Annotated in this window: 17 protein-coding genes and 1 pseudogene; 1 reads left to right on the top strand and 17 read right to left on the bottom strand. The window is 50.8% G+C overall.

All coding sequences use genetic code 11. The features are described 5' to 3' along the window. Window positions 1-3 precede the first annotated feature (3 nt). The 16 genes and pseudogenes from AC0YOA_RS07755 to AC0YOA_RS07680 form a co-directional block, all read right to left on the bottom strand. Window positions 4-1,086, bottom strand: a complete 1,083-nt coding sequence (locus AC0YOA_RS07755) for a Gfo/Idh/MocA family protein (RefSeq protein WP_475786111.1) — start codon at window positions 1,084-1,086, stop codon at window positions 4-6. 7 nt (window positions 1,087-1,093) lie between these two features. Next, entirely contained in the window at window positions 1,094-2,044 is a 951-nt protein-coding gene (locus tag AC0YOA_RS07750; protein WP_475786110.1) for a nucleoside hydrolase, read from the bottom strand. 42 nt (window positions 2,045-2,086) lie between these two features. Then, window positions 2,087-2,923 carry a carbohydrate ABC transporter permease gene (locus AC0YOA_RS07745; RefSeq protein WP_475786109.1) on the bottom strand — a complete coding sequence of 279 codons (837 nt, stop codon included), beginning with the start codon at window positions 2,921-2,923 and terminating at the stop codon, window positions 2,087-2,089. Continuing rightward, the gene (locus AC0YOA_RS07740; protein ID WP_475786108.1) at window positions 2,920-3,813 is read right to left on the bottom strand and encodes a carbohydrate ABC transporter permease; all 894 of its coding nucleotides are present in this window, start codon (window positions 3,811-3,813) and stop codon (window positions 2,920-2,922) included. Before AC0YOA_RS07740 ends, AC0YOA_RS07745 begins: the two co-directional genes overlap by 4 nt. Window positions 3,814-3,877: 64 nt before the next feature. After that, window positions 3,878-5,179: an ABC transporter substrate-binding protein gene (locus AC0YOA_RS07735; RefSeq protein WP_475786107.1), complete on the bottom strand. Its 1,302-nt coding sequence runs from the start codon at window positions 5,177-5,179 to the stop codon at window positions 3,878-3,880. A 310-nt stretch (window positions 5,180-5,489) separates the two neighbouring features. Beyond that, a complete protein-coding gene (locus AC0YOA_RS07730; protein WP_475786106.1) occupies window positions 5,490-6,431 on the bottom strand; it encodes an aldo/keto reductase in 942 nt (313 codons plus the stop codon). A gap of 399 nt (window positions 6,432-6,830) precedes the next feature. Continuing rightward, window positions 6,831-7,532, bottom strand: a complete 702-nt coding sequence (gene sigK, locus AC0YOA_RS07725; RefSeq protein ID WP_210037962.1) for an RNA polymerase sporulation sigma factor SigK — start codon at window positions 7,530-7,532, stop codon at window positions 6,831-6,833. Between the two features lie 420 nt (window positions 7,533-7,952). Beyond that, the gene (locus AC0YOA_RS07720) at window positions 7,953-8,954 is read right to left on the bottom strand and encodes an oxidoreductase (RefSeq protein WP_475786105.1); all 1,002 of its coding nucleotides are present in this window, start codon (window positions 8,952-8,954) and stop codon (window positions 7,953-7,955) included. Between the two features lie 30 nt (window positions 8,955-8,984). Then, the gene (locus AC0YOA_RS07715; protein ID WP_475786104.1) at window positions 8,985-9,365 is read right to left on the bottom strand and encodes a MerR family transcriptional regulator; all 381 of its coding nucleotides are present in this window, start codon (window positions 9,363-9,365) and stop codon (window positions 8,985-8,987) included. Between the two features lie 532 nt (window positions 9,366-9,897). Continuing rightward, window positions 9,898-10,728, bottom strand: coding sequence for a carbohydrate ABC transporter permease (locus tag AC0YOA_RS07710; protein WP_475768901.1), 831 nt, complete (start codon window positions 10,726-10,728; stop codon window positions 9,898-9,900). Between the two features lies 1 nt (window position 10,729). Continuing rightward, entirely contained in the window at window positions 10,730-11,623 is an 894-nt protein-coding gene (locus AC0YOA_RS07705) for a carbohydrate ABC transporter permease (protein WP_475786103.1), read from the bottom strand. A 123-nt stretch (window positions 11,624-11,746) separates the two neighbouring features. Next, window positions 11,747-13,102, bottom strand: coding sequence for an ABC transporter substrate-binding protein (locus AC0YOA_RS07700; RefSeq protein WP_475786102.1), 1,356 nt, complete (start codon window positions 13,100-13,102; stop codon window positions 11,747-11,749). A 323-nt stretch (window positions 13,103-13,425) separates the two neighbouring features. After that, a complete protein-coding gene (locus AC0YOA_RS07695) occupies window positions 13,426-14,994 on the bottom strand; it encodes a response regulator transcription factor (protein WP_475786101.1) in 1,569 nt (522 codons plus the stop codon). Continuing rightward, entirely contained in the window at window positions 14,972-16,774 is a 1,803-nt protein-coding gene (locus AC0YOA_RS07690; RefSeq protein WP_475786100.1) for a cache domain-containing sensor histidine kinase, read from the bottom strand. Before AC0YOA_RS07690 ends, AC0YOA_RS07695 begins: the two co-directional genes overlap by 23 nt. A gap of 327 nt (window positions 16,775-17,101) precedes the next feature. Then, window positions 17,102-17,773 (bottom strand): vWA domain-containing protein, encoded by a 672-nt coding sequence (locus AC0YOA_RS07685; RefSeq protein ID WP_475786634.1) that lies wholly within the window; start codon window positions 17,771-17,773, stop codon window positions 17,102-17,104. A 69-nt stretch (window positions 17,774-17,842) separates the two neighbouring features. Continuing rightward, a pseudogene (locus AC0YOA_RS07680) lies at window positions 17,843-18,358 on the bottom strand (TerD family protein); the annotation flags it as partial. Between the two features lie 231 nt (window positions 18,359-18,589). On the opposite strand from AC0YOA_RS07680, the gene thrC reads away from it, so the two are divergent. Then, window positions 18,590-19,987, top strand: a complete 1,398-nt coding sequence (thrC, locus tag AC0YOA_RS07675; RefSeq protein ID WP_475786099.1) for a threonine synthase — start codon at window positions 18,590-18,592, stop codon at window positions 19,985-19,987. A gap of 137 nt (window positions 19,988-20,124) precedes the next feature. Here the strand turns inward: thrC and AC0YOA_RS07670 are convergent, their stop codons facing one another. Further along, window positions 20,125-21,012, bottom strand: coding sequence for a DMT family transporter (locus tag AC0YOA_RS07670; RefSeq protein ID WP_475786633.1), 888 nt, complete (start codon window positions 21,010-21,012; stop codon window positions 20,125-20,127). Window positions 21,013-21,019: the final 7 nt, after the last annotated feature.

Here is a 21,019-nt window from a genome sequence, read left to right as displayed (position 1 = left end):
CCTCTATTTTAACTTATTTATGATCATTTCGAATAGGAGCAGATCTTCCCTGAAATCCTCCGGTGTCGTTTTTACCGCTCCATTCTCTGTTATTGCTTGGTGCAAAGCCTTCAATTCGAGGGTATACGGGTCTGTGAGCGTCGGTCTGATTACAGATTCCTTATAGGTCTCTCCTTCCGTTTCGCTGACGAATAATTTGACAGGAAGATGGCGGATATACGGCGTATCATACTGCACTTTAACAGATTTATGACTGGAGTAAACCTCAATATGGGCGTCGAATCTGCCCTGCTGATCCATACCGGTTTCATAGACGACGGAGAAATGGCCATAATCGAATATAGCGGTAAGGAATATACTTCCCTGCTGCTGCGAAACTTTGGCTCCAATGACTCCTTGCGGCATTCCCAAAGCCTCCCGCATCGCCGACAAATCATGGCTTCCCAAGCCGGTCAAGAAACGGTAAACACCGAATATTGGCGAGTCAGGCTTCAACCCTGTCGCTGCGATGCCCATTTGTTCCGCCCTGGCCTTCCGGTCGGCCTTGGCCGACTCCGGAATATCATCGAAGGAAACCGTTCGGCTGGTAGGTTGAATGAAATAGTGATTCGGCCCGATGATATCCCTGACCCTGGCGTACGTGATGTTCTTAAGTCCCCCGATTTCCTGTACCGCCTCGACAAAGGAGGCCGCGTAGCGGCGCATATAGCCGACCATCACGACGACTTGATGCCGGTCGCGCAGGGCAATAATGGCATCCGTTTCCGCATTTGTTAGGCACATCGGCTTTTCGATGAATACATGCTTATTGCGGCTGATCGCCTCAATCGCGCAATCGGCATGATATTCATCACTGTTTAGGACAAAAACAACATCCAAATCTTCTTGTTTGACCAGATCGGACATATCCGTATACAGATTCTCAACCCCGTACCGATGCCCCAGATGCTCCAGCAAACGGGGGGATATATCGCATAATGCCGTGATCCGGAAATAATCGGGAAGCGATTCCAATACAGGTAGATGAATGACCTGGGCAACTTCGCCAAGACCGATCAAGCCAACGTTTAATATTTTTCTATGCATGATCTGGTCACTCCTTTATTTGGGTTTGTTCTCCGGCTGCGGCAGCCAGTTTACGAAAGAAATCTTTAAATACCGCATCTCGATGCACGAAGCTTGCGCAGCGGATCAAATGCCTGCTCGAATCCTTGCTCCAAGTGACCCGCTCGGTAAGTAAAGGGCTCGGGACGAGCTCTGTTGAAACAGCAGCGGGATTCAGCAAATAGGCGATCGTTGAAATATCCCAGATCACTCTTGAGTATCCGAAGTGGTCATCGGAGCAGTTCTTGAAGCGTTCGGCCAGAAAATCGCCAATCCGCCCCTTCCCTCTGACATGCGCATCAATCTCCGGCAGCGTGGTTAACAAGCTCGTGGTGACGCCGAGGACAGGAATCAGCACAAGCGGCACGCCGCAGTCAAGCAGTACCTGAGCGCCCGGAACGTCCTGCTTCAAATTGAATTCCGTCGCGTCGTTCCACCAGAGCGCGTGTCCTCCAAGCCACACCACTACGATCTTCTCGATGATGCGCGGCTCTAACAAAATAGCAGACGCTATATTCGTGATCGCTGCGATTGCCACGACATAAAGAGGTTCGTCATCGGGGGCGGCCATCGCCTTCGCGATCAGGTCGCGGGCCGCTTCGCTGTCTACCGGCTCTTGCGGTCCCGGCAAGTAGCCTTCCGATCCACGGAACACGAGCCCTCCAGCGGGCTCGTTCATTTGCTCCAGGATGCGGATAATCTCATCATAGCTTTTTTCCATGCCGTCCTTCGGCCCATCGGAAAGCTCATTGTGGAAGGGTGCGGCATAAATGGCTTGCAGATTGATCTTGTCTTTCGAGAGCAGGGCGTAAACAATCGCAAACTGGTCGTCGATTTCATTATAGGTATCGGTGTCCAATACCATGTTGATTTTACCGGCAGGCGGCTGTAGGCGACGAACCCGCAGTTCCTCGGACAATTTCGGATAAGATATGGTCAAATCGGGTTACTCCCTTCTTATGATGGCGTTCTCCTTCTCTTGTCAGCCCTTGATCGCTCCATCGGCGATGCCCTGCACGATATACTTTTGGAAGAAGAGATACACCAGGATCACGGGCAGCGAGGTGAGAACAAGGATGCTTAAGATGTAGGACCATTCATTCGAATACTGACTGAAAAATGTGCTCGCCAGCAATACAAGCGTGTAACTCTTATAGTTGGTCAGCATAATCAGCGGCAGCATAAAATCATTCCACACCCATAAAATATCGAGAATCGTGATCGTCAAGGTAATGGGTATGAGCAGCGGAAAAATTATTCTTATAAACGTCTGCAGCTGTCCGCACCCGTCAATCTGAGCGGATTCTTCCAGCTCTCTTGGAATGGATTTAACGAACCCGTGGTACAAAAAGATCGCGAAGTTAACGCCAAGTCCAATATAGATCAAGGGAAGACGATAGATCGAGCCTTGAATGTTCAGAGCAGTCGCCATCTGGATAAGTGAAAACATAATAGAGTAAAAAGGTATAAGCATGGAAGACAGGAACAGAAAAAAGATAAAAGCGCTGAACTTTCCGGGCGTGCGCGATAATTTGTATCCGGCAGGTGCGCTGCAGACAATAATTCCGATGATGGACAGGGATGTAATGATGAATGTATTATACAGATTACTTAAAATATGAACTTCGGTCAGCACGTACCGGTAATTTTCCCAGTGCAGCACCTTCGGCCATTGAATAACCGACTTGAACATCTCGCCTTGCGATTTCAATGAGTTCATTATGGCCAGCAAGATGGGAAACAGGAAAAATACAGTCGCACAAGCCAGCAGCACAACAATCAACAACGAGAAGAGAAAGGATGATTTCGATTTCCTCATGCTTCGACCTCTCTCTTTTTCAAGACGGCAACCTGGGTCACCGTAATGACCAAAATAATCAGAAATAAAATCATTGCTTTGGCAGTCGCGTATCCATAACGCAAATCCCTGGCAAACCCCTCCTGATAAATATTAAAGGCAATGACCTCCGTGCTGTAGCCGGGACCTCCTCCTGTCAGGGCGTACACAACTTCGAAGATCTTGAATGATCCGTTCAGGGTCAGGAAGACGCATATCGTAATGGCCGGCATAATCATCGGCAGGGTAATATGAAGGAATTTACGAAAAGGCGTCGCTCCGTCAATGGTTGCAGCTTCCTGCAAATCCCGCGGAACACCCTGCAGAGCTGCGATATATATGACCATCAAGTAGCCTGCCCCCTGCCAGATGGATACCAGAAGGATCGATACAAAAGCCATATTCGCGGAGCCCAGCCAGGGCTGGTCCAGAAAGCTCAGCATAGTCTTGTCGGCCAGCTGGGGGAATACCGTCGAGAAAATGAAGGTCCACATCAACGTACTGATGTATACGCTAAACATATTGGGCATAAAAAACAGGGTACGGAACACGGATTTGGTGCGGGTGCGTATCCGGCTTTCCACCAATACCGCCAGAGATATTCCGACTATATTCTGCAATAGGACGATCGCAACCACATATTTTAATGTATAAAACAACGAATATATGAATCTGGAATCTTCCGTGAACGCTTCGATATAGTTGCTGAAGCCGACAAAATTATACTGCCGGAATAAACCGTTCCAATCCGTAAAGCTGTAATAGATGCCGCCGATCGTCGGAATCAATAGAAAAATCACATAAAAAAACAACGCCGGCGCCGCGAAAGCCAGCAGGGGAATCCAAGGTTTGGATCTCAGAGTCCGGTACATCCCAATCACCGCCTATTGGAAGGAAAAGCAGCAGCGTTAACGGCTGCCGCCCTTCTCCATAGATTTATTTTTGAACTTTGAGAGAATTTTTCCAGGTTTTATCCAATTCTGCAATCAACTGATCTTGCGTAATTTGTTTTGCGAAATAGGATTGAGACATCTTGCCTATCGCTTCATTGGCAGCTTGCGGTATGGATTGATCCAGATACGAGTGGCCGCTCTCCACGTATTGATTTCCCTGCTCGGTCCAAGGGAACGTGCTGATTTGTTGGTTTGAGGCCACTTTGTTAAACTTTAGCTGATCAAAGAAAGCAGAAGAATCTTTGTCATCCAAAATGTAGTTCAGAAAGTCGACGGCAACCGCTTTGTTCGGACTTTCCGGATAAACGGTCAGCGTAGTGGAAACCGCCAGATTTACCATCGTGGACGCCGGATCATCATTGACAGGCAAAGCGCCGAGCCCCAGCTTGAAATCCGGATTCGCTTTCAGAATGCTGTCCGCATACCAAGTGCCGGTAATCAACATCGCGGCTTCGCCGTTCGCGAATTTCGCCAGCCCGTCATCCGCGCCGGTCTCCAGCGGGCGTTTTGTCCCGTTTGCATTGACCAGATCGATAATATCGAACATCCCTTTATCCTTTAATTCGCTGAAGGACGCTTCCCCCTTGTTCATCCGGTCCCACCAGTCCGGAACCTGCTTGGCGGCAACCGATTCGAAGCTCAATTGCGTAAGCCATCCCGGGAAGCTCTCTTCTTTATAAGCAAGCATAAATGGAGTCACATTGTTGCTTTTCAGGGTTTCGACCACTTGTTTCATTTCCGATAACGTCGTCGGCACCTTCAAACCGTATTTTTCAAAAATCTCCTTGTTGTACAAGTAGCTCCAGGAGAAGCTTTCCATCGGAACACCGATAACCTTGCCGTTAATCGTCACGACATTGCGAATGCTTTCTATTAATTTGCCGGCGAACGGCTCGTTCGAGAGATCCGGCAGATAGCCTCCTTTTTCGAAGACCGGACCGTCAAAAGCGGCATGCAAGGAATAAATATCCGGTGCGTCTCCGCTCGCCAAACGCGTTTTCAGCAAATTGGCATCCGATGGCATTTCCATATTGTAAGTGACGTCAATCCCCTTCTCCGCTTTCTCCTTGACCGCAAACTGTTTCAAATACTGGTCGAACTGCTCCTTGAAGCGTCCAAGCCCCGTCAGCATCAGGTTCAATTCCACCTTTTGCGGTTGTTCGACGTCGGCTGTGCCGGATGCGTCCGGACTGTTGTTCTGACTCGATGAATTGTTCCCGCCGCAGGCCGTTACCATCACAGCCAACAGTAATATTCCGAGCCAAACCGTCATTTGTTTTTTCAAAATCTGATCCCCCTTCATATTCATTAATATCTTTGCAAGCGTTCTCAATTAGTAGTATAGGGTTAATTTGCTCTTTTGTAGTTGGAAAATGTTAACCCGTTAAATTGGAATAAATTAAGATGGATAACATGAAGCGCGTGTCTGCTTGCCCCCACGCCACGACAGCCCTGCCCTATCCTTCAATAAAACCGAAAGAGGAGCTGCCCGAAGCAAGCTCCTCCACAATGGGATATATGTTCAATGAGCAGCTCTTCGGCTGCGATACAGTTCATCCTAATCTGACTTAAGAATCATAAACTGGATATTAACTCTAATTTCCTGTAATACTGTCGATCCCCGCAAAAATGTCTTTCAATCTTTGGGTATCCTGCTCAGGCAATGGTCCTCTGCTCACCGATTCGATGTTATTGGCCAGGTGCTGCAAATTTCCCGTCCCCATTAACACGGAATGGACTCCCGGCTCATACCTGCAAAACCTGTAAGCCGCATCCACAATGCTTTGTGCCCCATCCGGATGCACCAAAAAGCCCAATGGATTATTGCGGTCCACTTTACGTGCATCCAGCAGTCCTTTGTCAAACAACTCATTGAGTAATTCGATCAGGACCTCCGGTCGAGACAAGGCTCTTCTTACGGCAAACATATCGAGAACTCCGATATTTTTGGCAACGGCAGTTTTAAAGATTTTTTCGCGCGCACTCTGATTCAACAGATTGAAGCCTACCATCATGACATCCCAGCAATTGTCCTGTATCGCTCGTTCCAGTGTTTTATGCGTCGAGTCGGAAGCGAACGCTTCGGTAATTCCCAAAAAGCGAATTTTACCCTTTTCTTTCATTTTAATCATTTCGGGCACAAGCTGCTGGACTGCATAATCATAATCGGTATGATCCACACCATGCAGATGATAAATATCGAGATAGTCAGTGTTTAAGTTGGCCAGGCTTTGATCTACACTTTTTTCGAAATCTTCCGTTTTTTTTAATCCCTTGCTTTCGCGAAGAGAATATTTGGTTGAAATAATGACATCTTCTCTTTTAACATGCTTCAATCCGGCTCCAACCACGGATTCGGTACCGTAAGCCTCTGCCGTATCGATCAGATTGATTCCCCGTTCGATCGCATTATGCACGATCTGCGCGGCATGTTGTCCGCTCCGCTCCGTTTGAATGCCCAGCCTGCTGCTTCCTCCGGCACCCAAACTGATAACGCTTACATTTAAACCTGTCCTGCCCAATGTTACATAATCCATTCCAATCACTCCTTGTCGTTAGAATCACACCTTCGCAAGATGCCTTATGGACGTTATTGTCCGGCTTTTACCTGTAACGTGCTTCGCTAGCATTCCCATCATCCCGGAGGACGCTTTACTATGAAGTTTAAATCGTAGGACAAACAAAATCAACTCATTGCAAAAATTACCCCCGGCATCCGGCGTCGGGATTGGCATCGCCCAGCCGCAGACACAACATCGAGCTGCCGTCTTCCTATAGCGAGCAGCTTCGGAAACTTTGGTTTACTGGACAGGTCAAGGAATGAGAACTGAACCGTTTCTCATGTTCCACCAACCTTGCGAATCCTCCAAAAACCAAAAAAATCTAAAAGGGTTACGAACCCCTTTAGATTTCCCGATGTAACGATCCATTCACAATTATCGCTTCGCCTTATAAAACTCATGATACAGCTTCATCAGCGCCCGCTTCTCGATCCGTGACACATAACTGCGCGAGATGCCAAGCTCCTTGGCGATTTCTCGCTGTGTCCGCTCTTCCCCGCCGGCGAGCAGACCGAAGCGGCCAACCACTACTTCCTTCTCCCGGTCATCGAGGATATCGAGATTTTTATAGATCTTGCTCTTCTCAATTTTTAACTGCACCCGGTCTGCGACATCATCGGCTTCCGTGCCAAGGATGTCGATCAGTGTAATTTCATTGCCCTCTTTGTCCGTCCCGATGGGATCATGCAGGGACACATCCTTGCGGGTCTTCTTCAGGGAACGCAGATGCATAAGTATTTCATTCTCAATACACCGGGCGGCGAACGTCGCAAGCTTCGTGCCCTTGCCGGTCTGGAAGCTCTCGATCGCTTTGATCAGACCAATCGTGCCGATGGAAATCAGATCTTCCAGATCCTCGCCGGTGTTGTCGAATTTCTTGACGATATGCGCCACCAGCCGCAGGTTATGCTCAATGAGCAGGTTTCGGGAATGCTGATTGCCCTCTGCAAAAAGCCGCAGATGCTTGATCTCCTCTTCTTCTTGAAGCGGTTGCGGAAAAGCGTTGTTTTTCACATAGGAAACGAGCAGCGTTAATTGTTTAATGAACAGTGCGATAGCAGCAAACAAACCAGGCATTGAGCGGGCCACCCCCAAGGTTGAATTGCCGGCTGCGGACTGTCGTCCCCCCACATCCGGTGAACACTGAAGTCTGTTCTACAGTGTATGTAGGCGGCGGCCCATCCGTGCCTGTACGGGGCTTCAGGGACTAAATTCTGTTAAATCGTTCAAAAAAATCATGCCGCATTTCAACCTGCCCGTCTCGTTTTTAGCACCGCAGCCATTCAATCGCCAGCACTTCACGCTCCATATCCGTTTTTCACTTCTGCCAAGCCAAATGATTGGATGGCGACACTCTCAGACGATGGTCACCGACACGATTTGACCCTATTGTGCAGAAGAAAAGCTGCTGCCTTCCACATAAGCCGCTCTGCCGGAATGCAAAAAAAGGCTGCCGGAACTATTTCCGGCAGCCAGGCTCTCAAGCAGCAGCCATATTTAAATGGTGAATTTCACCCCGGTTAGATCCTCGCTCAAATTCCACAATTTCCCGGCAGATTCCGAATCCATAGCCCATGGGTATACACCCGGCTTCCCGAAGAGACTGCCGTCTGCCGGGATAGCCTCGGCGATCTCGACATTCTCGCAATAAACGCCGCCCTTGTTGTCCAATTGCTTGTTGGCAGCACACCAGACGATGGTGGCCGCCCCTTCCGGAATGGTCTTTAATTCATCGTTGGTTTCCTTGAAGCCCCGCTCGCCCTGCTCGTCAATCGCGCCCATGGCGCGCAGTTCATCATCGGTTAGATGGCGAGCCAAATCAGTCATGATGCTTCCCGGATGGACGGAGAAGGCACGGACGCCATAAGCCTTGCCCTTTTTATCCAGTTCAACAGCAAATAAAGCGTTAGCCGTCTTGGATTGACCATAGGCCATCCATTTATCGTATTCCCGATGCTCGTAATTCGGATCGTTGAAATCAACCTCGGCGAATTGATGCCCCCTCGAGGAGACAGACACGACCCTTGCGCCTTCTGCTTGTTTCAAGGCTGGCCAGAGGCGCGCCGCAAGCTGAAAATGGCCCAGGTGATTCGTCCCAAATTGGGATTCATAGCCGCGTCCGTCACGCGCTAACGGAGTCGCCATAATACCGGCGGAATGAACAAGGATGTGCAGCGGGCGGCCCGATTCAAGAAAACGCTGGGCGAAAGCGTCGATAGAGGCCGGATTCATCAAATCCAATACCCCAATCTCCACCCCTGGAATGCCCGCGACGGAAGCTTCAGCCTTGTCCAGTGTGCGTGCCGGCACAATAACAGTTGCTCCCGCTTCGGCAAGAACACGCGTTGTTTCAAGTCCAAGACCTGAATATCCGCCGGTCACAATTGCAATTTTTCCGCTTAGATTCTGTCCGCCCAGAGCCTCGCGGGCAGTCGTCCTTGGGCCGAATCCGGAATTAATGGGGACTTGTTTGGTTATTTCATTATTATGAGTCTGCATCGTTAATCTCCCTTATAGAGCCGTTATTATTTATATATCTTCAGTTCGCTTGCCTGTCTTTAACGCCTGAAAGTTATCCAGCTTATATTTCAAAATATCCAAAGTAGTCTGCATGTCCGCGAGCTGAGATTCAATATGCTGCTTATGTGCGTCAAGAATGCTGTAGCATTCCTCATAATCTTTATCTTTTGACCGTGTCACATACTCCAGAATCTTCTTCAGCGACATGTCTGTTCTTTTGAGATGAGTTATGAAAAGTACGCGGTCCAAGTCGATTTTGACATATTCTCTTTGTCCATTTGCCCTTCGCATGGGTGCTGGCAGCAGCCCAATTTTCTCGTAATACCGGATTGTGTCCTGGCTCAATCCCGTCCTCTTAGAAAACTCTGCAATGGCGAAGGTCTCCTCCACTTTCCAATCCTCCTTTCTGCTGTTCGTGATCTGATAAAAGGCATAGCTCCTTCATGATACAATCTGGAGTTCACTCCAAGTCAAGTGGATAATTCAACCATATGCCAGAACCGTTCCAGCATCAGGAATAGGACAGACCTGCCGGTTAGTTTCCCCGCAAGGTTCTGGATTATTCATCCAGTCCCTTCGCCAAACTGTCGGATGCAGACTGGCATCCCAAATCGAGATGTTACATCGGAAGGATGGAACGCATTCTCTGCTGCACCCTCCACAATATGCTTCGCCGCCAATACCTTTAGCGTCCGTTAAGCCCAATGGCATCCGCTGTATGCCCCTTCTTTGGGCATAAGTGAACTTTTAACAGGTAGACTGCACACCGCAAAATTGACCGTTTTAGACAGAATTGCTGCTTCCTTCATTCTGAAAGGATAAAAAAACAGGAGCACGGAATCTGCTGTCAGATTCCGTACTCCCACTTCATTGGCCGGTTGGCGGAGATGGCTTGTGAATATTCCCTTTTACCTTTTTCCCTTTACCCCTTTGTCGCCCCCGACGAGATCCCCTTCACAAAATACTGCTGCAGGAAGACAAAAACGACGATGAGCGGTAAAATCGCGCAGACCGTTCCGGCGAACACGATGTCCCAGCGCGATGCGAACTGGTCGACGAAGGAGAAAATCTCCACATTGATCGTCTTGGCGCCGTTACCCGGAAGCATCAGCAGCGGAAGCAGGAAATCATTCCATATGCCAATGCCGTTGAGTACGATCAATGTGGCTGTACATGGCGCGAGCAGCGGGAAAACGATGCGCCAGAAAATCCCCATCCGGCTTGCTCCGTCGATTTGCGCCGCTTCCTCGATTTCCCGCGGCACCCCTTTCAGAAAACTCGTATAAAGCAGAATGCCGAAGCTGATGGAACCGGCGACATAGATGATGATCGGGCTCGATAAATAACCGTAAAGCCCCAGCCAGTTGATCTCCCGGAACAGCGGTACCATGTAGATCTGGAACGGGATCATGAGGCCCATCAGGAAATATAAATAAAGCAGATTGCTCAGCCTGGATTCCTTGCGCTCCAGTGCGTAAGCAGCCATCGGGATAACGAGAATCATGCCGATGATCGAGGTGATGGTCAGGTATGTGGTATTGAAGATCGCCTGTACGAATTTCGTTTCCTGGAACAAGAACCGGAAGTTGTCCAGGTAGAGACTGGTCGGCAGCTTCATGGAATCGTTCAGAATTTGCCCGTTCGTTTTGAAGGCGGAGATAAAGCTGAAATAGAGCGGAAACAGGAAGATCACCGACAGGACGACAAGAATGAGCATTTGCAGGACTTCCCCTGCCCGTTTGCGGTTGGCCAACTTAGAGCTGCACCTCCCGTTTGCGCAGAATGAAGGTTTGGATGGCGGTGGTGATCAGAATCAGCGCGAACAGACCAATGGCGAGCGCCGTGCCAAATCCCTGACGTCCTTCGGCGAATGCGACCTTGTATATAATGTAAGTCATCGTTTCCGATGTAAAGCCGGGTCCCCCGTCCGTCATGACCGCGATTTGGTCAAATACTTTGAGACCGTTAATGAGCGCAAGCGTCATGCAGACGGTGACGGCACCCGCGAGCAGCGGAAAGGTGACATGGCGGAACTGCTGCCAGCTGTTTGCTCCGTCAATACGCGACGCTTCTCCCAAATCCTGCGGCACGCCCTGCAGAGCCGCCAGATAAATGATCATATAATAACCGGCACCCTTCCAAACGGTGGCGACAATAATCGAAATCATCGTGTAGCGCTGATCGCCGAGCCAATCGATTGCCCATGATTCAAGCCCGAGCTTCGTCAGAATCTGGTTGATGGCGCCGAAGTTGAAATTATAAAGGATGGTCCAAATAAAGCCCATCACGATCCCGCTGATCAGCACAGGCAAATAAAATACGCTGCGAAAGAAATTTTTGAACCACCGCACCTGATCGACCAGAACGGCCAGGACAAGCGCGACGATATTCTCCAGAATCATCAGGCTTACAGTCAGAATTATCGTATTTTTAAATGCATTATGAACCCTGTCGCTATCGATCATTTCCTTATAATTCGCAGCGCCGATAAAATTCATCGTTGCCGGATTGACGCCGTCAAAATTCGTAAAGCTATAATAGATGCTGCTGATGGCCGGTGCGACGATAAATCCGGTGAACAGCAGGAAGGCCGGCAGCAGGAACAGGTAATAATGAAGGTCGAAGCGGGCTTTCCTATTGCTCTTCACGGCTGAGTGCCCCCTCGGTAATCGCTTTTGTTTGCAGTCTGGTTTCCCATCGCACTATTCTCCCCTGGATCAAGCCCCTCCTCTTCCAAATAAAGAAGGGGCCTTATGAATCCGGTTCTTTTTTTAGGTTTGATTTTTCGCTTTCACTTCTTTATCCCACTCTTCGTCCGCCATTTTCATCGCGTCCTCGACGGACGGCTTGCCGGTCGATACCCACTGCTGCGCGAGCTTGTAGAACCAGTCGCGGAACTGCGGCGGGATTTGGTTCTCTCCCCAGAAGCCGTTAATCGTCGCCGATTTCTTGACATTGGGGTCAGCCATAAGATCGATGACCTTTTGCAGCTGCGGAGAGGCCTCGTAGGTTACTTTTTCTTTTGTGGATGGAATGGCGTTGGCGCTTTTCAGGTAATTGCCGTATTGCTCAGGCGAGAAGAAGAATTTTACAAATTCCGAGAAAGCAGCCGCTTTATCCGGGTCCTTCGCCGCTTCCGCCGACAGCGACAAGCCTTGCGGCGACAACAAGCCGTTCACAACAAGGTTTCCTTCGCGGTCAGGCAGCGGGAAGAAGTCGAATTCGAAGCTCGGATCCGCTTCTGCAATGGTGGGAAACATCCACGGTCCGGAGTACAGCATGGCCGCTTTACCGGATGTGAGCAGAGAAGCCGTCTGGTTGTCGGCGGTGCTGAGCCAGCCTTTATCCACAAAGCCTTTATCGAAAAGCTCCGTGAAATCCTTCATGGCGCTGACAACATTGGCGTCCGTGAAGGACACCTTGCCCGCAGAACGCTGAGCGTTCCAGTCCGGGTTCTGGATAAACACTTGATCCATCAGGTATTTATTGACCCAGAATCCCATATGCCAGACATCCTTGCCGCCGATGACGATTGGCGATACGCCCAGATCCTTGATTTTCTGAGTGTCGGCCAGGAATTCATCATACGTCTTCGGCTCTGCCGTAATGCCTGCCTTCTCGAACAAGGCTTTGCTGTAGATGATGCCGTTCGGCGCTACGCTGGTGAATGGAAGCACATAATACTTGTCATTTACCTTCGGGGCATTATCGATCAGGTCCACCAGGTCGCTTGGCAGCTCTGCCAGCTTGCCGGCGTCCGCATAGATTTGCGTGTCGCGCATCTCCAGAAAATCCGGAAATTCGCCAACGGCGTCCTTGGTCTTCAGAAAGTCGGCATAGGGGCCAGAGCCGGAGGGCTCCTGGTTGATGGTGATGCTTGGATGCGTTTTTGTAAATGCGTCCACCGCATCGGAAATCGCCTGTTTCGTAGCAGGGTCGCCTCCGGCGTATACGAAATTCATCGTCACTTTCTTATCGGCCTGCTCATTTCCCGCAGCGGGCTGATTCGCGTTTGACGCCTCATTGCCGGAAGTGCCGCCATTGTTCCCGCTGCTTCCGCAAGCGCTCAGGACAAGCGAACAGCTGGCCACTACGGCCAGAAGCGTGTAGGTGAATTTTTTTCTCATTTCTTTAAAAGCCTCCCTTTTATCACATATGCAAGAATTCATGCGGTTTGCCGATGCGCGCTGTCGGCAAGGACATCCTTGTTGCTTCTTAAAAGTACCATACGCGGCAAAGCGCTTAAATGCGGTTTTTCGAGAGCGGTGTGCAGGTTTTTTTGGAACATTCATTGGCAGACTGAAACGAGCATGCCAAAAACCCCCTCGGGCGAGGGGGCCGCAGCTGATTGCCGGCTGTCCTGCAGTTTCATAACGCGCGCCTCTTCCGGGCGTTCGTCTCTGGCGGACATGACGGGGGCCGCTTAAGCATGCGCAGCAGTCGAATGGCGTTACCGGTACTCGTTCGGCAGCTTGCCGTAATGCTTTTTGAACATATCACTGAACTGCCTGGCATTGTTGTAGCCGACGCGCTCCGCAACCTCATAAACCATACTGTCGGTTTGCAGAAGCATGCGGAGCGCATGCTGCATCCGGATTTCCGTCACATACTGCTTGAAATTCTGGCCGGTATGCTTCTTGAAAAAGCTGCTGAAATAGGATGCATTCATATAGACGAGCGCCGCCATCCTCTCCAGGTTAATCTCCTCAGCGTAATGCGTGGCAATATACTCCCTCACCTGTTTCAGCTGCGCCGCCTCCTTGGAGACGGACCGGCCGGAATGGATTCCCTGAAGACGTTCGAGCTCCAGCCGCACGAAGTTGCCGAGCTCATCCAGCGTCTCGAAGCCCCGCAGCTTTGGGGCAAGCACGCTCTCATCTCTTGCCTCGGAGATTTTGCCCAGACGGAACGCTTCCCGGTAGCATGAAATCAGAGTCGTCAATCCAAGCTGCACCGCATATTCCCGGTTGCCCCAGGAGTAGGAGCGGACCGCCTGCAGCCAGCCTGCGAGCAGCAGCTCCCTATCCTCCGCCCGGTCGGCTCCCATCGCCTTGACGAGCTCGGACTCGAGCTCCTCCGGAGAGCGCATCGCCCGCGGAGGCGCCGCAGGCAGCGCGGCATCGGCAAACACCCGGTTGCCGCCGACGAAAAATTGGAATGCGGCCGCATCTTCCGCCCGCTTATAGGTTTCTCCGATCCGGTCCAGAGAATCCGGCCCCGCAGTGCCTACGGCAGCATGGACTTTCAGGAAGCGGTTCAATCTCTCCAGCATACGCCGTGCAGCCGTCTCTGCCTCCTGAGGGCTGAACGCGACAATCGCATAGACGCATTCCCGTTTCGGCACTACCCAGCCCACGCCGATTTCCCGGACCGTATCCTCCATAACATTTTGCGCTGCGAACTGCAGCAGCTTCCATTCTCCTTCGGCCCAACGGCCCGATGTCTCGGGGCTTTCATCCGGCTTTACGAGGATAACCGAGATGCACTTCCCGGGATGCTTCCCGGCGAGTTCCCGGGCTGTTTCAGCCAGATCGCCGAGCCGCTCCCGGTCGGTCAGCCGTTCGAACAATTCACCGATGCGCTGCTGCTGCTGCTGCTTCTCGAACACCTGCAGCCGGCTTTGCGCCGTTACCTGTACGGTTGACTCGCGAATAAGCGCCGCCGTCCGCATAACAACCTCCTCAAGCTTGGCTCTGTCGACCGGTTTAACCAAATAATCGACGGCGCCGTACGATACAGCATCCTTGGCATACGAGAATTCCTGATAAGCGCTGACGAAGATAACCTTGGTCGACAGTCCGCGGGACTGGATTTCCTTCAGTACGTCAATGCCGGTCATGCCCGGCATCGATATATCGGCAATAACAAGACTCGGCAGGCTCCGTTCGATCGAGCTCAGCAGCTCCCTGCCGTTATAAGCCTCCCCGATGATTGTAAAGCCGAGCGATTCCCAGTCAATCAGCTTGGCCAGCCCGCGGATAATGTACGGCTCGTCATCAGCCAGCAGAACGTTTAGCATGGTCGGTCTCCTCCTTCACAAGCGGTATGCTGAAGCGGACGGATGTGCCTACATAGGGAATGCTGTTGATCGCAAGGCCATAAGCGTGGCCAAACAGGGAAGAGAGACGGTCATGGACGTTTTTGAGTCCTACATGAAGCCGTTCGCTGTCCATGGGCAAGCCCATCAGATAGCTCGACAACTGATGCAGCTTGCTCTCCTCCATTCCAATACCGTCGTCAATGACGGTTACCGTGAGGCGATTCTGGTCCGTTCGCACAATATTCACGCGGATCTTCCCCCATCCGCCATTTGGCAGGATGCCATGCTGCACCGCGTTTTCGATCAGAGGCTGAATGGACAGCTTCAGCATCGGCGAGCTTAAAGGAATGTCTTCATCCATGTTAATTTCGAGCTGAATCGTGTCGTCGAAGCGGATTCGGATAAGACGGAAATAGTTCTGGACATGATCCATCTCCTGCGCAAGCGTCACCAGATCCTCTCCGTAATCGAGGACATATTTGAGCTGATTGGAGAGAGAATGGATCATATCGGCCACTTTCATATTGTCGCTCGTCACTGCGCACATGCGGATCACTTCCAGCGTGTTGTATAAATAATGGGGCCGGATCTGGCTTTTCAGTGCATTCAGCTCCGACTGCCTGTTGCGGATTTCCGCCAGATACGCCTCTTTGATAAACTGTTCGAGCTGTTTGGCCATCCGGTTGAAGCCATGGGCGAGCTGGCCGATTTCATCCTCCGACTTGACCGGCACCTGTATATTCAAATTCCCCGACTCCATCTTGGTCATCTGACGGATGACGTTGAGAATCGGCTTGGTGAACCGGCGCGAGAAAACGATTGCAAGAGCCACAAGCAGAACAATGCAGCCGCCCAAGGCGAAGACGAGCGCATCCTGGAATTGAGACAACCGGTTGTTCATTTCCTGCTTGGAGAAGCGCCCCTTAAGCATGAGGCCGATGCTGGAGATGGGCTGATCGTAGGCGATCGTCATAGCGGGATCACCTTCCTCCGCCCGCGGATCGGCGGGCCTGCCGATATCCTGGCCGTGATTTTCGTATACGACGGTGCCGCTCGACGTTTCGATCCGGATGATATCCTTGTCATTCAAATTGATATCCGCAAGCAGATTGACGAACACATTCAAATCCACATCGAAATACAGCGTGCCGAGCACATGCGGATGGCCTTCCAGCGTTGTGCTCTTGTCGATCAGATTACGCGCGAACGTGACAACCTGCCGTTTGGAGCCGAAGTAGTACTGCTCCGGATGAGTCGAGAAGAAGCTCAGCCCTTTCAAATTGGTTTTGACTTCTCCCCCCCAATTGAGACTGCGGAATTCAGATTCCTCAAACAGCTTGGACTGCCTGCTTTGTGTATAGATCAAGTCCCTGCCTTCATCGATAAACAGGGCGTTCTGAATATACCGGTCGGAGCTGATGATTGTTTTCAGAAAATCGTCCATAACGGTGTTTCGCTGCGCGTCCGCTGTTACACCTGTCGCATTCAGCACATCGTACAGCTGATTGTACCGGTCCGGGTTCGTATACATCAGCTTGGACAGGTTATCGTATTCATCGATCACCTGGTTTGAATTTTTGGACAAGTAAAGCATCATCTGCTCCAGATTGCTTGTGTTGTAACGCTCCGCCTGGGTGGAGAATGAATCCAGCAGCCAATAGCCAAGCGATGCGATCGGGATGGGCCCGACCAGAATAAAAGCGAGACTGAATTTGATAAAAATGCTGCGCCGTATCGAAAGACGCCAACCTGCATGCATCTATAGCTGCCTCCTTCCCCCCGGTAATCAATAAGAAAACGATATCATTCTCAAAATTTTTCTATAGTGTACCAGAGTTGCCGGGGTTTCGGCTATATGTCCGGGAACGGTTGCTGAACAGGCAGTGGAAAGAGTGGCTGTATCCGGCCCATGCATATGCTCAAGAAGAAACGATATTTTCGTCCTTTGGAGGTACAGCAAACCTCCTTTCGATTACATATAATATAATTATTGTTAAATTTTAACTTATTTTGCACTTTAAAATAAAATCCCGCCAATCGGCGCGATCGGCGGGACAGGAATTGCGAATAAGGTCTTTCCATTTCATCAGGAGCGGATAATCCGTTTCTCCCTGGTAGCCGCAAGCCAGCTTGGAAATTCATTCAAAAGCTGCTCATACAGCATCTCGTCAGATATCGCAGCGATATCGTCCAAATGGAAGAAGCTCGCGTTGTCCACGACTTTCCCTTCCATTGTATCGAGCTGCTTCAGCACCTCAAAGTCCGATTGGCCGATGCCGACGAACTGCCAGAAAATCGGCTGTACCGAAGCTGCGGTAATAACTTTCCTGGTGGGCCTCACAACACCGCCATCGTTAATGAATATGATGAATACGGGGGTCCCGTCGTCCTCTTCCACCGTATATTTGCGTATGACATCCTCCATAACCGGCGGCTCATTATTGCGGCCAAACTTATGGATGGCCGTATTATCCAGAATCTGTTTTTGCACATAATCGCCGAAATCACTTTCCGTCACCGGAGGCAAGCGGCTAAAATGCGTATCATATACCCAAACATCTAGCGCTGCATTATCATCAAATTTGCAGGCAACCGCCAAGATGCGCTCAACCACTTCCTGCACGGTCCCATTTTTATATAAAGCCTGCATAGAGCCCGTGATATCGAGCACAATTCCCACTCTGGCCACGACATGAACCAGCTTCTTCTTCTCCAGAATGATCTGAACCTTCTTTTTGCGAAGATCAATCGGCTTCAATACCGCCTCTTCTGCCGCAGCAGCAGCCTCGGAGACCGCAGGCTCGATCTCAAGGCCGAAATTCGTACATAATGCTGCAAGTCCCCCGTAGAATCCGCTGCCAATGGCATTAAACTTCCATTCCCCATTATTCCGGTACAATTCTCCGACGACAACAGCCGTTTCCCTGGTATACTCAGCGCCGTAATCAAACCGCAGCAGCTCTTCTCCCGTGCTTTCATCCACGAGCCGGACATACAAGCCCGATACCTCCTGCATAAAATGGCCCAGCCGCTCACCCTCATGAATCGTGACGGTAAACGCAATTTTCGCTGTTTGCTCCGTGATGCGGGCCAGAGATAGGGTAATCGACTCCTTGTCTGCCGCATCCATCGCTGCATGCGAAACAGCTCCGTTCCCGGCAGCCGGATTGCCATAAAAGATGAAATCCTCATCCCTCTCGCAGCGGTTGCGGTCCGAGAGCAGAAAAGCGGCAGCATCTACGCTCATTGATGCTTGCCTTGTTGACCAGCCGAAACGCAGGCTGATTGCGGCAAGCTCCCTTCCCTTTGTAACGTCTGCCTTTTGTCCCTTGGATAACAGCATGCTGCCAGCCCCTTCCTGAATACGATAATTGCACTTTGAGAAACGCTGTTCAATCCTGTATGATTAAGGAAAATCTGCTCTTATTATAGCTGAATTTGGCGTGCGAATATATTCCGGTGCTGTCGCCCGGCGGCTGGCTTTGTTTCGGATACAGCCTTTTTTATTTGGGCAAACGATGATATGATTTTAACTAACTATTGACTACTTGTTCGAATGCAGGAGGAGACACGGATGGAGTTTATCAGTACAAGAGGAAATGTGGGCAAAATAGGGTTTATCGATGCGTTTATGATGGGGCTCGGCGATGACGGCGGCCTTCTGGTGCCGCATGAAATACCGGTCGTATCGGCGGAAACACTGAAGAAGTGGCAGGAGCTCAGCTATCAGGAGCTGGTGCTGGAAATATTCGCGCTTTACACGAACGGGGAAATTCCCGGGCAGGACTTGCAGGAGCTCGTCCATGCCAGCTATGAGACATTCCGTGATCCGGAAGTAACGCCGGTACGCAAGCTAAAGGATGATTTGTACCTGCTGGAGCTGTTCCATGGTCCGACCTTTGCTTTCAAGGATATCGCCCTGCAGTTCATGGGCCAACTATACACATATGTTGCAGCGAAGCAGAACAAGAAGATTCACATTCTTGGCGCGACCTCGGGCGATACCGGAGCGTCAGCTATCGAAGGCGTGAAGGGCAAGGAAGGAATCAAAATCTGCATTCTCCATCCCCACGGCAAAGTCAGCAAAGTGCAGGAATTGCAAATGACGACGGTATTGGATGACAATGTGCTGAATTTGTCGGTCGACGGCAATTTCGACGACTGCCAGCGGATGATCAAGGAGTTGTTCGCCGATCTGGACTTCAAGGCCGCCCATCACCTTGCCGCGATCAACTCGATTAATTTCGTGCGGATCATGGCGCAGACCGTCTACTACTTCTACGCTTACTTCCAGGTAGCGAAGCAGACGGGCGCGAAGCAGGTCAGCTTCAGCGTTCCAACCGGCAACTTCGGCGATATCTTTGCGGGATATTTGGCGAAACGGATGGGCCTGCCGGTAGGCAAGCTGATTCTGGCGACGAACGAAAATAATATCCTGGAGCGGTTCGTGCTGGAGGGCGTGTACAAACCGGGAGATTTCCGGGCGACGTACAGCCCGTCGATGGATATCCAGGTCGCAAGCAACTTTGAGCGCTACCTGTATTATGTGCTTGACCAAGATGCGGCGCAAATCCGCCGGCTGATGGATCAGTTCAAGGCTGATGGCGAAGTCGTCATCTCCGGCGAAGCGCTCGCCAAGGTACAGGCGGAATTCGGCGCGCATGGCGTACAGGGGCAGGAATGCCTGAATACGATCAAGCAGTATAAAGAGGCTGCCGGTTATCTGCTCGATCCTCATTCCGCCTGCGGCGTTGCGGCAGCGGACAAATATAACGGGGAACCGGACCAAATCATCATTTCGCTGGCAACCGCACATCCGGCGAAGTTTAATGAAGCCATTGAACTGACCGGGATCGAGCAGCAGTTCCCGGAGCAGATCGCGGCGCTCTTCGAGAAGCCGCAGCGTCAGACCCGCGTAGACGGCTCGCTGCAAGCGATTGTCCGCGAGCTGGAAGCTTTCTATACAGGCTGAAAAAGAAGCGGCTGAAGCTGTCCTCTGGCGGCAAAGCATAATGACATTTTAATGGACCTGAAAGGGGCTGCGTCTGAAGGGAATTCCTTCTGCCGCAGCCCCTTTATTCAGGATAACCGGATCGTGTAATAGATTAGTCAGGGTTTTGGTTCCTTGCCGTAACGGATGAATACATAGACGCCAACCAGAATGAACAGCCCGGCAATCACCTGGAGAGGCGTCAGAAATTCATCAAGCAGCAGCCAGGCCAGAATGGAGGCTCCAACCGGCTCCCCCAGAACCGCCATCGATACGGCAGCCGCGTTCATATACTTCAGCAGCCAGTTGAACAAATAATGGCCGAACAGCGTGGGAACCAGGGCCATCAGCAGAAAAAGTCCCCACTCCTTTTGCGGGTACCCCCAGAATGGAAAATGATGAAATCCGTTATAGACGGCAAGCGAGCTGGCCGCGAATGCAAACACCCAAAAATTGTAAACATAAGCGCTGATATGTTCCCGCAGGACCTTGCCCAAGAGCATATGAATGGAGACTGCAAGGACGCTGAGAAAAGAAAGAAGATCTCCATACAGGGCTGATCCGGATAAACGAAAATCGCCGACACTTATGGCGAATGAGCCGACAAGAGCGATCCCCATGCCAATCAGCATCACCCGGTTCGCACGTACCCGAAAAAAATAAAAGGCCCCCAGCATGACCACAATGGGCTCGAGTGTCAGGAAAATCGTGGAACTGGCAACGGTCGTATATTGGAGAGATCCCATCCACCATAAAAAGTGCAGCCCCAGCGCAGCCCCCGATACCAGAAGCAGCCCCCACTGCCGGAGAGTAAGCTGGGCAATTTCTCCTCGATATTTCCAAATTAAGGGGAGAAGAATCAGATTCGTCAGAAACAGCCGATACATCGCTATGACAGAAGCCTCTGCCTGCGACCATTTAATAAAAATAGCGGAGAAAGAAATGGCAACAATACCTAGTACATAAAGAAAATCAACTGCGTATGCGTTTTTCCTCAAGGGGTTCAATTTCAAA

This window comes from Paenibacillus sp. JT22N12 (genome assembly GCF_056269365.1).
The sequence above is the reverse complement of the archived record's forward strand: the minus strand, read 5'-3'. Positions and strand labels throughout refer to the sequence as shown.

What these genes read in the sequence shown, in the direction of transcription:
- AC0YOA_RS07695 (WP_475786101.1), bottom strand. Translation starts at nt 14,994, where the DNA reads ATGCTAAACGTTCTGCTGGCTGATGACGAGCCGTACATTATCCGCGGG.
- AC0YOA_RS07755 (WP_475786111.1), bottom strand. Translation starts at nt 1,086, where the DNA reads ATGCATAGAAAAATATTAAACGTTGGCTTGATCGGTCTTGGCGAAGTT.
- thrC (WP_475786099.1), top strand. Translation starts at nt 18,590, where the DNA reads ATGGAGTTTATCAGTACAAGAGGAAATGTGGGCAAAATAGGGTTTATC.
- sigK (WP_210037962.1), bottom strand. Translation starts at nt 7,532, where the DNA reads ATGCCTGGTTTGTTTGCTGCTATCGCACTGTTCATTAAACAATTAACG.
- AC0YOA_RS07740 (WP_475786108.1), bottom strand. Translation starts at nt 3,813, where the DNA reads ATGTACCGGACTCTGAGATCCAAACCTTGGATTCCCCTGCTGGCTTTC.
- AC0YOA_RS07745 (WP_475786109.1), bottom strand. Translation starts at nt 2,923, where the DNA reads ATGAGGAAATCGAAATCATCCTTTCTCTTCTCGTTGTTGATTGTTGTG.
- AC0YOA_RS07690 (WP_475786100.1), bottom strand. Translation starts at nt 16,774, where the DNA reads ATGCATGCAGGTTGGCGTCTTTCGATACGGCGCAGCATTTTTATCAAA.
- AC0YOA_RS07730 (WP_475786106.1), bottom strand. Translation starts at nt 6,431, where the DNA reads ATGGATTATGTAACATTGGGCAGGACAGGTTTAAATGTAAGCGTTATC.
- AC0YOA_RS07700 (WP_475786102.1), bottom strand. Translation starts at nt 13,102, where the DNA reads ATGAGAAAAAAATTCACCTACACGCTTCTGGCCGTAGTGGCCAGCTGT.
- AC0YOA_RS07720 (WP_475786105.1), bottom strand. Translation starts at nt 8,954, where the DNA reads ATGCAGACTCATAATAATGAAATAACCAAACAAGTCCCCATTAATTCC.